The sequence below is a fragment of the Streptomyces sp. NPDC048171 genome (assembly GCF_043202655.1).
In the GTDB taxonomy this organism is placed as follows: domain Bacteria; phylum Actinomycetota; class Actinomycetes; order Streptomycetales; family Streptomycetaceae; genus Streptomyces.
This window is the reverse complement of record NZ_JBIDAU010000009.1, coordinates 430290-444290: the sequence shown is the minus strand read 5'-3', so window position 1 is coordinate 444290 and position 14001 is coordinate 430290. Positions and strand designations below refer to the sequence as shown.

Annotated in this window: 12 protein-coding genes, 1 rRNA gene and 1 riboswitch; of the genes, 12 read left to right on the top strand and 1 reads right to left on the bottom strand. The window is 69.7% G+C overall.

Annotated elements, in window-relative coordinates; translation table 11 throughout:
- The 11 genes from rrf to ACGF3J_RS26995 form a co-directional block, all read left to right on the top strand.
- Window positions 1-95: ribosomal RNA gene (rrf, locus tag ACGF3J_RS27045) — 5S ribosomal RNA — on the top strand; the annotation flags it as partial.
- A gap of 110 nt (window positions 96-205) precedes the next feature.
- Window positions 206-814: a CDP-alcohol phosphatidyltransferase family protein gene (locus tag ACGF3J_RS27040; protein ID WP_161327924.1), complete on the top strand. Its 609-nt coding sequence runs from the start codon at window positions 206-208 to the stop codon at window positions 812-814.
- Between the two features lie 112 nt (window positions 815-926).
- On the top strand, window positions 927-3422 hold the full coding sequence (locus ACGF3J_RS27035; RefSeq protein WP_161327925.1) for a mannose-1-phosphate guanyltransferase: 2496 nt from the start codon (window positions 927-929) through the stop codon (window positions 3420-3422).
- Between the two features lie 167 nt (window positions 3423-3589).
- Window positions 3590-4426: a DUF881 domain-containing protein gene (locus ACGF3J_RS27030; RefSeq protein ID WP_161327926.1), complete on the top strand. Its 837-nt coding sequence runs from the start codon at window positions 3590-3592 to the stop codon at window positions 4424-4426.
- Complete coding sequence (locus tag ACGF3J_RS27025) at window positions 4423-4755, top strand: small basic family protein (RefSeq protein ID WP_003977440.1); 333 nt, start codon at window positions 4423-4425, stop codon at window positions 4753-4755. Before ACGF3J_RS27030 ends, ACGF3J_RS27025 begins: the two co-directional genes overlap by 4 nt.
- A 5-nt stretch (window positions 4756-4760) precedes the next feature.
- The gene (locus ACGF3J_RS27020; protein ID WP_161327927.1) at window positions 4761-5606 is read left to right on the top strand and encodes a DUF881 domain-containing protein; all 846 of its coding nucleotides are present in this window, start codon (window positions 4761-4763) and stop codon (window positions 5604-5606) included.
- 61 nt (window positions 5607-5667) lie between these two features.
- Window positions 5668-6627 (top strand): FHA domain-containing protein, encoded by a 960-nt coding sequence (locus tag ACGF3J_RS27015; RefSeq protein WP_161327928.1) that lies wholly within the window; start codon window positions 5668-5670, stop codon window positions 6625-6627.
- A 22-nt stretch (window positions 6628-6649) separates the two neighbouring features.
- On the top strand, window positions 6650-7387 hold the full coding sequence (locus ACGF3J_RS27010; RefSeq protein ID WP_161327929.1) for a MerR family transcriptional regulator: 738 nt from the start codon (window positions 6650-6652) through the stop codon (window positions 7385-7387).
- A gap of 84 nt (window positions 7388-7471) precedes the next feature.
- Complete coding sequence (locus tag ACGF3J_RS27005; protein ID WP_030189411.1) at window positions 7472-7945, top strand: bifunctional nuclease family protein; 474 nt, start codon at window positions 7472-7474, stop codon at window positions 7943-7945.
- 132 nt (window positions 7946-8077) lie between these two features.
- A complete protein-coding gene (locus tag ACGF3J_RS27000; protein WP_161327930.1) occupies window positions 8078-8761 on the top strand; it encodes a MerR family transcriptional regulator in 684 nt (227 codons plus the stop codon).
- A gap of 78 nt (window positions 8762-8839) precedes the next feature.
- Complete coding sequence (locus tag ACGF3J_RS26995; RefSeq protein ID WP_393854965.1) at window positions 8840-10219, top strand: DNA polymerase IV; 1380 nt, start codon at window positions 8840-8842, stop codon at window positions 10217-10219.
- 43 nt (window positions 10220-10262) lie between these two features.
- On the opposite strand, the gene ACGF3J_RS26990 is transcribed toward ACGF3J_RS26995, so the two are convergent.
- Window positions 10263-10640, bottom strand: coding sequence for a PRC-barrel domain-containing protein (locus ACGF3J_RS26990; RefSeq protein WP_125494522.1), 378 nt, complete (start codon window positions 10638-10640; stop codon window positions 10263-10265).
- Between the two features lie 149 nt (window positions 10641-10789).
- Window positions 10790-10885: riboswitch (glycine riboswitch) on the top strand.
- Window positions 10886-11061: 176 nt separating this feature from the next.
- Between ACGF3J_RS26990 and gcvP the strand changes: the two genes are divergently transcribed.
- Window positions 11062-13947 (top strand): aminomethyl-transferring glycine dehydrogenase, encoded by a 2886-nt coding sequence (gcvP, locus tag ACGF3J_RS26985; protein WP_161326675.1) that lies wholly within the window; start codon window positions 11062-11064, stop codon window positions 13945-13947.
- Window positions 13948-14001 lie beyond the last annotated feature (54 nt).

Sequence of the window (14001 nt, the reverse complement as noted above, 5' to 3'; positions counted from 1 at the left end):
AAACGCCCGGTTACATTCCGAACCCGGAAGCTAAGCCTTACAGCGCCGATGGTACTGCAGGGGGGACCCTGTGGGAGAGTAGGACGCCGCCGAACTCCTCTTAGAGCTCTGGCTCTTGGGCACACAGCCCGAGAGCCAGAGCTTTTTTGCGTTGAGGTAAGGTCAGTGAGCATCATTGGCTCGTTTCCCACCAGGAGGCCCCCGCGTGGAGGTCCAGGAGACCCGCGTGCAGACCGACCGGGTCCTCACCATCCCGAACATCCTGAGCATGGCGCGCCTCGCCGGCGTGCCGCTCTTCCTGTGGCTCATCCTCCGCCCCGAGTTCGGCGGCCCGCAGAGCGACGGATGGGCGCTGTTGGTGCTGGCCCTGAGTGGGGTCAGCGACTACCTGGACGGGAAGCTCGCGCGGCGCTGGAACCAGATCAGCAACCTCGGGCGACTCCTGGACCCCGCGGCCGATCGGCTCTACATCCTGTCGACGCTGGTGGGCCTCACTTGGCGGGAGATCCTCCCCCTCTGGTTGACACTTGTACTTCTTGCCCGCGAGGCGGTCCTGCTCGTGATGGTGGGCATCCTTCGCCGGCACGGCTATCCGCCGCCACAGGTGAACTTCCTGGGCAAGGCGGCCACCTTCAACCTCATGTACGCCTTCCCCCTGCTGCTGCTCAGCGACGGCAGCGGGTGGATCGCGTCACTTGCCGCTGTTTTCGGATGGGCGTTCGCCGGATGGGGTACAACCCTGTACTGGTGGGCAGGTGTCCTCTACGTGGTGCAGGTCCGCCGCCTGGTCCGTGCGGACGCCACAGCCGATTGAACTCGCTGATTGTGCGGCCCCAGTGGCCGGATGGCCCGCGCTGGAAAAGTGCGGGACCCTGGACGGGTGAAGTCGGCTTAACCGTCGTCTCTTAGAGGAGGACGCTTCCGACATGAAGGCCGTCGTGATGGCTGGAGGCGAAGGCACCCGCCTTCGTCCCATGACCTCGAGCATGCCCAAGCCGCTCCTGCCGGTGGCCAACCGGCCGATCATGGAGCATGTGCTGCGGCTGCTGAAAAGGCATGGGCTCAACGAGACCGTCGTCACCGTTCAATTCCTGGCCTCCCTGGTCAAGAACTACTTCGGTGATGGCGAAGAGCTCGGGATGGAGCTCACGTATGCCAATGAGGAGAAGCCACTCGGTACCGCAGGAAGCGTCAAGAACGCCGAGGAGGCATTGAAGGACGATGCCTTCCTCGTAATTTCCGGCGATGCCCTGACCGACTTCGATCTCACCGATCTGATCAATTTCCACAAGGAAAAGGGCGCGCTCGTCACCGTGTGTCTGACACGCGTGCCCAACCCGCTGGAATTCGGTATCACCATCGTCGACGAGGAGGGCAAGGTCGAGCGCTTCCTGGAGAAGCCGACCTGGGGCCAGGTCTTCTCGGACACGGTGAACACCGGAATCTACGTCATGGAGCCCGAGGTCTTCGACTACGTCGACCCCGATGTGCCCGTGGACTGGTCCGGCGACGTCTTCCCGCAGCTGATGAAGGAAGGCAAGCCCGTCTACGGCTACGTCGCCGAGGGCTACTGGGAGGACGTCGGCACCCACGAGAGCTACGTCAAGGCCCAGGCCGACGTTCTGGAACGCAAGGTCGACGTCGACATCGACGGCTTCGAGATCTCTCCGGGCGTCTGGGTGGCCGAAGGCGCCGAGGTGCATGCGGACGCCGTGCTGCGGGGGCCGTTGTACATCGGTGACTACGCGAAGGTCGAGGCCGGCGCCGAAATCCGCGAACACACGGTCGTCGGCTCCAATGTCGTCGTCAAGAGCGGCGCCTTTCTCCACAAGGCCGTGGTGGCGGACAACGTGTATGTCGGCCCGCAGAGCAATCTGCGGGGCTGTGTGGTCGGCAAGAACACCGACATCATGCGTGCCGCGCGGATCGAGGACGGCGCGGTCATCGGCGACGAATGCCTGGTCGGCGAAGAATCGATCATCCAGGGCAACGTGCGGGTCTACCCGTTCAAGACCATCGAGGCCGGAGCCTTCGTCAACACCTCGGTCATCTGGGAGTCCCGGGGCCAGGCGCACCTGTTCGGGGCGCGTGGCGTGTCCGGCATCCTGAACGTGGAGATCACGCCGGAACTGGCGGTACGGCTGGCCGGCGCCTACGCGACCACCCTCAAGAAGGGCTCCACCGTCACCACCGCCCGGGACCACTCCCGTGGTGCCCGTGCGCTGAAGCGGGCGGTGATCTCCGCGTTGCAGGCCAGCGCCATCGACGTACGCGACCTGGAGAACGTACCGCTGCCCGTGGCGCGGCAGCAGACCGCGCGGGGCAGCGCGGGCGGGATCATGATCCGGACCACCCTCGGCGTGCCGGACTCCGTCGACATCATGTTCTTCGACGGGCAGGGCGCAGACCTGTCGCAGGGCAGCCAGCGGAAGCTCGACCGGGTGTTCGCGCGGCAGGAGTACCGGCGCGCGTTCCCCGGTGAGATCGGGGACCTGCACTTCCCGTCCAGTGTGTTCGACTCGTACACCGGATCGCTGCTGCGGAACGTCGACATCACGGGGATCGCGGACTCCGGCCTCAAGGTGGTCGTCGACGCCTCCAACGGCAGTGCGGGGCTGGTGCTGCCCAGTCTGCTCGGCAAGCTCGGTGTCGACTCGCTGACCATCAACCCCGGACTCGACGAGTCCAGGCCTACCGAGACCGGCGACGTGCGGCGGTCGGGGCTGGTGCGGCTCGGTGAGATCGTGGCGTCCTCCCGGGCGGCCTTCGGGGTGCGGTTCGACCCGGTCGGCGAGAGGCTGTCGCTCGTCGACGAGAAGGGCCGCATCATCGAGGACGACCGGGCGCTGCTGGTGCTGCTCGACCTGATCGCGGCCGAGCGGCGCAGCGGGCGGGTCGCCCTGCCCGTGACGACCACCAGGATCGCCGAGCAGGTCGCCGCGTACCACGGCACCCAGGTGGAGTGGACGACCACCTCTCCGGACGACCTGACGCGGGTCGGCGGCGAGGAAGGGGCCATCTTCGGCGGCGACGGCAAGGGCGGGTTCATCGTCCCCGAGTTCAGCAGTGTCTACGACGGTACGGCGGCCTTCGTGCGGTTGATCGGGCTCGTCGCACGGACGCAGCTCACACTGAGCCAGATCGACGCGCGGATCCCCCGGGCGCACGTCCTCAAGCGTGATCTGGCGACGCCGTGGGCCGTCAAGGGCCTCGTGATGCGGCGTGTCGTCGAGGCCGCCGGGGACCGCTCGGTCGACACGACCGACGGTGTGCGCGTGGTGGAGACCGACGGACGCTGGGTGATGGTGCTCCCCGACCCGGCCGAAGCGGTGACCCACCTGTGGGCCGAGGGGCCCGACGACGCCTCCGCCCAGGCGCTGCTGGACGAGTGGGCCGCGGTGGTGGACAGCGCCGGCCGGTAGAACACACCGCACGCGTGCGTGCCGGACAAGTGTCCCCAAGGGGGCCTGTCCGGCACGCCGGTGGGGCCATTCGGAGGTAGTGGCGGCGGCGTGCGACGATGTGCGGCATGCCGCAGCAACCCCCCGTTCGGAGCACATCCACGCGGCCCGCGCGCCCGGACGCGTCCATGTCCTTGCTCACCAACGTCATGGACCACAGCCTCGACGACGGCTACGCCGAGGCGGCCGCGCGAAAGAAGGCCGAGGGCGGCGGCGGTATGCCGAGGACCCTGCGGGCCAAGCTCGGACTGGCCGCAGGCCTGGTGCTGGCGGCCCTGGTCGTCACGGTCGGGGCGGCTCAGGCACGGGTCGCCGCTCCCGTGGTCGCCAAGGAGCGCGAGGAGCTGATCGACCGCATAGAGGGGGAGACCTCGGCGGCCGACGAGCTGGAGAAGAGCGTCGACGAGCTGCGGGACGAGGTGAGCGCGCGGCAGCGCGAGGCGCTGGACAAGAGCGGCGCCGGCGACCGGGCCGACCTCGTGGGCATCCTGTCGGGCGCGGTCGAGGTGCACGGCCCGGGCGTGAAGCTCGTGGTGAACGACGCCAAGGACGTGGGCACGGGCGGTGACGGGCAGCCGCGCGGCACCTCCGGCTTCTCCGACACCGGCCGGGTGCGGGACCGGGACATGCAGCGCGTGGTCAACGGGCTGTGGGAGTCGGGCGCCGAGGCGATCTCCATCAACGGACAGCGTCTGACGGCACTGTCGGCGATCAGGGCCGCCGGTGACGCGATACTGGTCGACAACAGACCGCTGGTGCCGCCGTACACGGTGCTCGCGGTGGGCGGCGGCGAGCAGCTGAGCAGCACGTTCCAGGACAGCGCCGATGGGCTGTACCTGCACGCCCTCCAGGAGAACTACGGCATCCGGACGGCCATCTCCGTGGCGAACGACCTACGGCTGCCTGCCGCACCGAGTGTGATCGTACGTACAGCACAGCCGATAACCGAGAAGGGCACATCGTGATCGCCGTACTGGGCCTCGTCGTGGGAGTCGTGGCCGGACTGTTGGTCCGGCCCGAGGTGCCGGCGGCCGTGGAGCCGTACCTGCCGATCGCCGTCGTGGCGGCGCTGGACGCCGTCTTCGGTGGACTGCGGGCCATGCTCGACGGCATCTTCGACGACAAGGTCTTCGTGGTGTCCTTCCTGTCGAACGTGGTCGTGGCCGCGCTGATCGTGTTCCTGGGCGACAAGCTGGGCGTCGGTGCCCAGCTGTCCACCGGTGTCGTGGTCGTCCTCGGCATCCGGATCTTCTCCAACGCCGCGGCGATCCGACGACACGTCTTCCGGGCGTGAGGCCGATGAGCGACCACGACCAGCAGCCGGCGAACCGGCTCCGCAAGGAACTGCCCGACGAGGTGGTACCGGCGCAGGACGCACCGGCCGCCGACACTCCCGAGGACCCGCAGCCGGTGCAGGGCGGGCCGAGCGGCCGGGACCGGCTGCTCAAGGGCCTGTGGCCGCCACGTCTGACCAGGGCCCAACTCATCGTGGCCCTGCTCCTGTTCGGGCTCGGATTCGGGCTCGCGGTCCAGGTGGCGTCCAACAGTGAGAGCGACGGCGCGCTGCGCGGTGCCCGGCAGGAGGATCTGGTCCGCATCCTCGATGAACTGGACGACCGTACTCAGCGTCTTGAAGACGAGAAGCAGGGCCTCGAGAAGCAGCGCGACGAGCTGGAGAACAGCTCCGACCAGGCGGAGGAGGCCCGCAAGCAGACGCTGGAGAAGGAGCGGCAACTGGGCATCCTCGCGGGCACCGTGGCCGCGCAGGGGCCCGGCATCACGGTGACGGTCCAGGACACGAAGGGAGCGGTCGAGGCCGACATGCTGCTCGACGCGATCCAGGAGCTGCGTGCGGCGGGCGCGGAGGCGATCCAGGTGAACGGTGTGAGGGTCGTCGCCGGCACCTACCTCGCGGACTCCGACAAGTCCGTGAGCGTGGACGGGAACAAGATCAACGCGCCCTATCGTTTCCAGGTCATCGGCAAGCCGCAGGACCTCGAACCGGCTCTCAACATTCCTGGAGGCGTGGTGCAGACTCTGGAAAAAGAACAGGCCACCGTTACTGTTGAGCGGTCGAGCAAGATCGTCGTGGACGCCTTGCGAGCGGCGGAGCGGCCTGACTACGCTCGGTCGTCCTCCCAGTGAACCGGCGGTGCATGGGGGACGTCCGGCGAGGGCATGAGGTTGCGGGGGGTCGGCGCACCGATTGGGTGGTGCGTGGTGGAAACTGTCTGGTGGAGACGGACGTTGTGAAGATGTCCGGGTCGGTCAGTACGGTCAGTCAGGGTTCGTCCTGCCCCACGGGCGGGTCTGTTTCGGTCAAGGGGAATCGCCCGTGAAGTTGTTTGCGAAGTTGTTCGGCAAGAGCGCGCGAGAGGGCAGCGACAACGCGACCGCCCGCCATCGCGCCCAGCCCGACGCGGAGGGCCGACGCCCGATGTTCCGGGACCAGGTGGGTGGTCCTGGCGGGGACATTTCCGGTGGTCAGGGCGCGCCGTCTGTTGACCCTGCACAGTCCGGCGGCATAGGTTTCGGGCAACCGTCGACCTCAGGTACGGGTGGAGGGTTCAACCCCGGTCCGTACGCGTCGAACGCCCCGGCGGGGCAGCCGCGGCAGGAGGATCCGTCCATGTCGGCCCTGGTGTGTACGAGGTGCGGTAACCGCAACGCGGAGAACAGCCGCTTCTGCTCCAACTGCGGTGCGCCGCTGCGTGCCGGCGCGGTTCCGGAGCGTGCCTCCGAGACGACCTCCACGATCTCCATCTCCGGTCTCGAGGCGTACGACGCCGAGGTCACCGGTCAGACCGCGGTCCCGGCGCTCTCGCCCGAGGCGCAGGCGGCCGTGGACGCGCTGCCGCTCGGCTCCGCGCTCCTGGTCGTGCGCCGCGGTCCGAACTCGGGCAGCCGCTTCCTGCTGGACGGTGAGCTGACCACCGCCGGGCGTCACCCGCAGAGCGACATCTTCCTTGACGACGTGACGGTCTCGCGCCGGCACGTGGAGTTCCGCCGCAGTCCGGACGGATCCTTCACGGTCGCCGACGTGGGCAGCCTGAACGGTACGTACGTCAACCGGGAGCGCATCGACCAGGTCGCCCTGTCGAACGGTGACGAGGTGCAGATCGGCAAGTACCGGCTGGTGTTCTACGCGAGCCAGCGGGGTTACTGACCCGAACCTCCAGGGAAGGTCCATGCTGCATACACCGAGCGGCGGTGCCGGTCACGGCGCCGCCGCCACGGACAGTGGGCTGATGAGCATCGGCACGGTGCTGAACGTGCTGCGTGACGAGTTCCCCGACATCAGCATCTCCAAGATCCGCTTCCTGGAGTCCGAGGGCCTCGTCGAGCCGCGGCGGACCCCGGCCGGGTACCGCAAGTTCAGCGCGCACGACGTGGAGCGTCTGGGCCGGGTGCTGCGAATGCAGCGGGACCACTACCTGCCGCTCAAGATCATCCGTGAGCACCTGGACGCCGTGGAGCGCGGTGAGGCGGTGTCGCTGCCCACGGTCGGCCGGCAGCGGGACGGAGAGACCGCGCCGGAGCCCGTCGAGAGCCCGACCGTCGCCCGGATCGGACGGGACGAGCTGCTCACCGCGGCCGGGATCGACGACCAGGAGCTGAAGGAGTGGGAGTCCTACGGGCTCCTCGCCCCCCTGCCCGACGGGGCGTACGACGCCGAGGCCGTCACCGTGGCGTCACTCGTGACGCAGCTCGGGCGCTTCGGGATCGAGCCTCGGCACCTGCGGGTGATGAAGGCCGCCGCCGACCGGGACGCCGGGCTGGTGGACCAGGTGGTCGCCCCGCTGAAACGACACCGCAACCCCCAGACCAGGGCACACGCGGAAGCGCGTACCAAGGAGCTGGCGGGCCTGGCGGTGCAGCTGCACGCGGCGCTGGTACAGACCGCGCTCGGCGTGCGGCTTCCCTGAAACACGCCTGTTCGGAGCCCCGGATCGCCCAGCCGATCCCGGCCCGACTACCCAAACGTCCCGGGCACGGCCTAGGGTTGCTGTGTGAACGAGCTCGATGTCGTAGGTGTCCGGGTCGAGATGCCCTCCAACCAACCGATCGTGCTGCTGCGCGAGGTGGGAGGCGACCGCTACCTTCCCATCTGGATCGGACCGGGTGAGGCGACGGCGATCGCCTTCGCCCAGCAGGGCATGGCTCCGGCACGGCCGCTGACCCACGACCTGTTCAAGGACGTGCTGGAAGCCGTCGGCCAGGAGCTCACCGAGGTGCGCATCACCGACCTGCGCGACGGGGTGTTCTACGCCGAGCTGGTCTTCGCCAGCGGCGTCGAGGTCAGCGCCAGGCCCTCCGACGCCATAGCGCTGGCCCTGCGCACCGGAACGCCGATCTACGGCAGCGACACGGTCCTCGACGACGCGGGCATCGCGATCCCGGACGAGCAGGAGGACGAGGTGGAGAAGTTCCGCGAGTTCCTCGACCAGATCTCGCCGGAGGACTTCGGGACGAGCAACCAGTAGGGTTTCCCCGAATCGGGGCACGCGAAACCACTCTTAGGGTGATTATCACTCGGCGTGCCGAGTGTGGCGATCGTTGACGCACCCTTGGTGACTGCCTACCTTCGAGGAGGCAGGTCAAGGACGGAGGTCGGCGTGAGGATCAGCGGCGACGGTACGGCTGGGGGTGGCCCCGGGCACGGTCTCGGGGCGAGTGGTCCGTACCCTCCCCAGGACTCTCGGCTCCGCACGGGCGGGGGGTACGCCCAGCAGGCCGGCGTGCCCGATTCCGCTCCGCAGCGGCCGGCCGCCGTGCCGACCAGTGGAGGGACGGCGGCCATGACGTCCGAAGAGATCGGCTATCGCGGGCCGACGGCCTGCGCGGCCGCCGGCATCACCTACCGGCAGCTCGACTACTGGGCCCGCACGGGACTCGTCGAGCCCAGTGTGCGGCCGGCCCACGGGTCGGGCACGCAGCGTTTGTACAGCTTCCGCGACGTGGTCGTGCTGAAGATCGTCAAACGCTTCCTGGACACAGGGGTGTCACTCCAGAACATCCGGACCGCCGTCCAGCACCTGCGGGAGCGCGGCTTCCGCGACCTGGAGCGGATGACGATGATGAGCGACGGCGCCACGGTCTACGAGTGCACCTCCCCGGACGAGGTGCACGCCCTGCTCCAGGGCGGACAGGGCATCTTCGGGATCGCCGTCGGCGTGGTCTGGCGGGACGTCGAGAGCGCGCTGTCCCAGCTGCACGGAGAGCGGATCGACACCGGGGAGACCCTGGTCGGGCACAATCCGGCGGACGAGCTGGCGCGACGCCGCAACAGGGCGGTCTGAGCGACGCGCCGGTCCGCCCGGCGCGCGGGCCGACCGGTGGCGGCCGCATTGTCAGTGGCGTAGGGCAGCATCGGAGATGTGAGAACCGCGCCCACGATCCTCCATCTCGACATGGATGCCTTCTTCGCCTCGGTGGAGCAGGCGTCCAAGCCGAGTCTGCGCGGGAAGGCCGTGGTCGTGGGCGGCCTGGGGCCGCGAGGCGTCGTCGCCACCTGCTCGTACGAGGCGCGCGTCTTCGGCGTCCACTCGGCGATGCCGATGGGCCAGGCCAGGCGGCTGGCGCCCAACGCCGCGTATCTCGTCCCGCGGTTCGAGCTGTACCGGTCGATCAGCGAACAGGTGATGCGGCTGCTCAGGGAGTTGTCGCCGCTGGTGGAGCCGCTGAGCCTGGACGAGGCGTTCGTGGACCTGGAGGCCGGCGGGACGGCCTGGGACGCGGCGTCGGCGCGGCTGGCCGGGACGAAGCTGCGCACGGACATCCGCGCCGTCACGGGTCTCACCGGATCCGTGGGACTGGCCGCCTCCAAGATGCTGGCCAAGATCGCCTCCGAGGAGGCCAAACCCGACGGGCTGGTCCTGATCCCGCCGGGGACGGAGCGGGCCATGCTGGAGCCCATGTCCGTGCGGACCCTGCCCGGCGTCGGCCCGGCGACCGGCGACCACCTGCGCCGGGCCGGCATCACCACGGTCGGGGAACTGGCAGAGGCGGGCGAGGACGAGTTGGTGCGGCTGGTGGGCAAGGCGCACGGACACGGCCTGTACGCCATGGCCCTGGCGCTCGACGAGCGGCCCGTGGTGGCCGAGCGGGAGACCAAGTCCGTGTCGGTCGAGGACACCTACGACGTGGACATCCACGACCGGGTGCGGGTCGGCGTGGAGGTGGGCCGGCTGGCCGACCGGTGCGTGCGACGGCTGCGCGCGTCGGGGCTGTCCGGGCGGACCATCGTGCTCAAGGTGCGCAGATACGACTTCTCCACGCTGACGCGCTCCGAGACGCTCCGCGGGCCCACGGACGATCCGGCGGTGGTGCGGGAGGCCGCCGCCCGGCTCCTGGACTCGGTGGACACCACGGGCGGTGTGCGGCTGCTCGGGGTCGGCGTCAGCGGCCTGGCCGACTACACGCAGGAGGACCTGTTCGCGCAGGCGGCGGGGGGCGGAGCCGAGGGCCCCGCCGAGGAGCCGGAGTCCGAGCCCGCCGCGGAGCACCGCCCGGCACCCGCGGAGCGCCGCTGGCCGTCGGGGCACGACGTGCGGCACACGCGGTTCGGGCACGGGTGGGTCCAGGGGAGCGGGCTGGGGCGGGTCACCGTGCGCTTCGAGACGCCGTACTCGCGGACCGGCCGGGTACGGACCTTTCCGATGGACGACCCGGAGCTGACGCCCGCGGCTCCGCTGCCGCTGGTTCTGTCCGAGACGCGAAGACCCGGTGAGGGTCCGGCAAGACCGGTGGCCGGTTAGCCGTACGTCCCGTGCGTGCCGGATCGGTCGCGGGGGCGGAGCGTCAGGTCTCCTCGTTGCCCTTGCCCGCCAGCTTGCCGAAGTCGTGGTCGGGGAGCGGGGGAGCGGCGGCCACGTCGAGGCCGTAGTGGTGGTACAGCTGGAGTTCCTGTTCCGGCGACAGGTGGCGGCCGACGCCGAAGTCCGGTGCCTCCTTGATCAGGGCCCGCTCGAAGGGCACGCGCAGGGTGCCCTCGACCAGCTCGCTGGGCTCCAGGGGCACGAAGGCGTCCCTGCTGAAGAGGCCGGTGCGTATCGCCGCCCATTCGGGCACGCCGGTGGCGTCGTCGAGGTACACCTCGTCCACGGTGCCGATCCTGGTGCCTTCGCGGTCGAACGCCTTGCGGCCTATCAGGTTCCGCGGGTCGATGTCAGTACGCACGGGCCCTCCACTTGGTCACCACTTGGCCGCACTGGGGTCGCACACCAGCCCGCCGAATCATCCGTAAGTACTACGAAAAACTACATATGACCGGTCGGCCACTCGAAGGTTCGTGCCGCGGGCTCGCTGGTACGCTGGCAAACGGCTGCTGACCCCGCGCGGGAGAGTCCTCCGGACACCATCGGAGGCGCCGAAGGAGCAAATCCTCCCCGGAATCTCTCAGGCTCACGTACCGCACGGACGAGGTCACTCTGGAAAGCAGAGCGGGTGTCGACGGCTTCCGCTCTCACCGACGGTGAAAGCCGGGACGCCCTCGGGCCGCCCCGGTGAAGCTCTCAGGTTGAGATGACAGAGGGGGAGGCCGTCCGGGTACCCGCGCCGTGGTGCCCCTCGAAGGTCGTCAGACCAGGAGGCCTCCGCAATGACCGCCCACCGCACTCCGCTCACCGAACTCGAACAGGCAGCGCCGTTCGAGCAGCGCCACATCGGCCCCGACCACGAGGCCCGCGCCAAGATGCTCGCGCAGGTCGGTTACGGTTCGCTCGACGAGCTGACGGCCGCCGCGGTGCCGGATGTGATCAAGAACGCCGACGCGCTGGACCTGCCGGGCGCGCGCTCCGAGGCGGAGGTGCTGGCCGAGCTGCGCTCGCTGGCCGACCGCAACCAGGTCCTGGACTCCATGATCGGCCTCGGTTACTACGGCACCTTCACCCCGCCGGTCATCCTGCGCAACGTCATGGAGAACCCCTCCTGGTACACCGCGTACACGCCGTACCAGCCCGAGATCTCCCAGGGCCGCCTGGAGGCCCTGCTCAACTTCCAGACCATGGTCGCCGAGCTGACCGGCCTGCCCACCTCCGGTGCCTCCCTGCTGGACGAGGGCACCGCCGCCGCCGAGGCGATGGCGCTCTCCCGGCGCATGGGCAAGAACAAGAAGGGCCTCTTCCTGGTCGACGCGGACGTGCTGCCGCAGACCATCGCCGTGATCCAGACCCGTGCCGAGCCGACCGGCGTCGAGGTCGTCGTCGCCGACCTGAGCGAGGGCATCCCGGCCGAGGTCGCCGAGCGGGAGATCAACGGCGTCCTGCTGCAGTACCCGGGTGCCTCCGGTGCCGTACGCGACATCAAGCCGGTCGTCGATCGGGCGCACGAACTGGGCGCGCTCGTCACCGTCGCCGCCGATCTGCTCGCCCTCACCCTGCTCACCTCGCCCGGCGAGCTGGGCGCGGACATCGCCGTCGGCACCACCCAGCGCTTCGGCGTGCCGATGGGCTTCGGCGGGCCGCACGCCGGCTACATGGCCGTGCACGAGAAGTTCGCGCGGAGCCTGCCCGGCCGCCTGGTCGGCGTCTCCGTGGACGCGGACGGCAACAAGGCCTACCGCCTGGCCCTGCAGACCCGCGAGCAGCACATCCGCCGCGAGAAGGCCACCAGCAACATCTGCACCGCCCAGGTGCTGCTCGCCGTCATGGCCGGCATGTACGCCGTCTACCACGGCCCCGAGGGCCTGCGGGCCATCGCCCGGCGCACCCACCGGTACGCCTCGATCACCGCCGCAGGCCTCGCCGCGGGCGGCGTCGAGATCGTCCATGGTGCTTACTTCGACACCGTCACCGCATGGGTGCCCGGCCGGGCCGACGCGATCGTGCACGCCGCCCGCGAGAACGGCATCAACCTGCGGCTCGTCGACGCCGACCACGTCTCCTTCGCCTGCGACGAGACCACCACGCGCGCCCAGGTCGGCGGCGTGTGGCACGCCTTCGGCGTCGAGGGCGACATCGAGGCGCTGGACGCGGAGACCGCGGAGACGCTGCCCGAGGCCCGGCTTCGCACCGACGAGTTCCTGACCCACCCGGTCTTCCACCAGCACCGCTCCGAGACGGCGATGCTGCGCTACCTGCGCCGCCTATCCGACCGGGACTACGCGCTGGACCGCGGCATGATCCCGCTGGGCTCCTGCACCATGAAGCTCAACGCCACCACCGAGATGGAGCCGGTCACCTGGTCCGAGTTCGGCGCGCTGCACCCCTTCGCGCCCGCCGAGCAGGCGCAGGGCTACCTGACCCTCATCCGTGAGCTGGAGGAGCGGCTCGCGGAGGTCACCGGGTACGACAAGGTCTCGCTGCAGCCCAACGCCGGGTCGCAGGGCGAGTTCGCCGGCCTGCTCGCCGTACGCGGGTACCACCGGGCCAACGGCGACGAGCAGCGCACCGTCTGCCTCATCCCGTCCTCCGCGCACGGCACCAACGCGGCCAGCGCCGTGATGGCCGGCATGAAGGTCGTCGTCGTCAGGACCGCCGAGGACGGCGAGATCGACGTCGAGGACCTGCGCGCCAAGATCGAGCAGCACCGCGACGAGCTGGCCGTGCTGATGATCACGTACCCCTCCACGCACGGTGTCTTCGAGGAGCACGTGGCCGACATCTGCGGCCGGGTGCACGACGCCGGCGGCCAGGTCTACGTGGACGGCGCCAACCTCAACGCCCTGGTCGGCCTCGCCAAGCCCGGCCACTTCGGCGGCGACGTCTCCCACCTGAACCTGCACAAGACGTTCTGCATCCCGCACGGCGGCGGCGGTCCCGGCGTCGGCCCGGTGGCCGTACGGTCGCACCTGGCGCCGTACCTGCCCAACCACCCGATGCAGCCCGCGGCGGGCCCGCAGACGGGCGTCGGACCGATCTCGGCGGCCCCGTGGGGCTCGGCCGGCATCCTGCCGATCTCCTGGTCGTACGTGCGTCTGATGGGCGGCGAGGGCCTCAAGCGCGCCACGCAGGTGGCCGTGCTGTCCGCCAACTACATCGCCAAGCGGCTGGAGCCGCACTTCCCGGTGCTGTACACCGGTCCCGGCGGGCTGGTCGCGCACGAGTGCATCATCGACCTGCGTCCGCTGACCAAGGCGACCGGCGTGAGCGTCGACGACGTCGCCAAGCGGCTGATCGACTACGGCTTCCACGCGCCGACGATGTCCTTCCCGGTAGCCGGCACGCTGATGATCGAGCCGACCGAGTCCGAGGACCTGGCCGAGCTGGACCGGTTCTGCGAGGCGATGATCGCCATCCGCGCGGAGATCGAGAAGGTCGGCTCCGGCGCCTGGCCCGCCGACGACAACCCGCTCGGGAGCGCGCCGCACACCGCCGCGGCCCTGGGCGGTGCCTGGGAGCACGCGTACACGCGTGAGGAGGCCGTCTTCCCGGCCGGGGTGTCCGCCGCCGACAAGTACTGGCCGCCGGTGCGCCGCATCGACCAGGCCTTCGGTGACCGGAACCTCGTCTGCTCCTGCCCGCCGCTGGACGCCTACGAGGACTGATCCCCCCGTACGCCCAGTACGTTCAGTACGACAAGAGGCTCCGTACCGCCCATC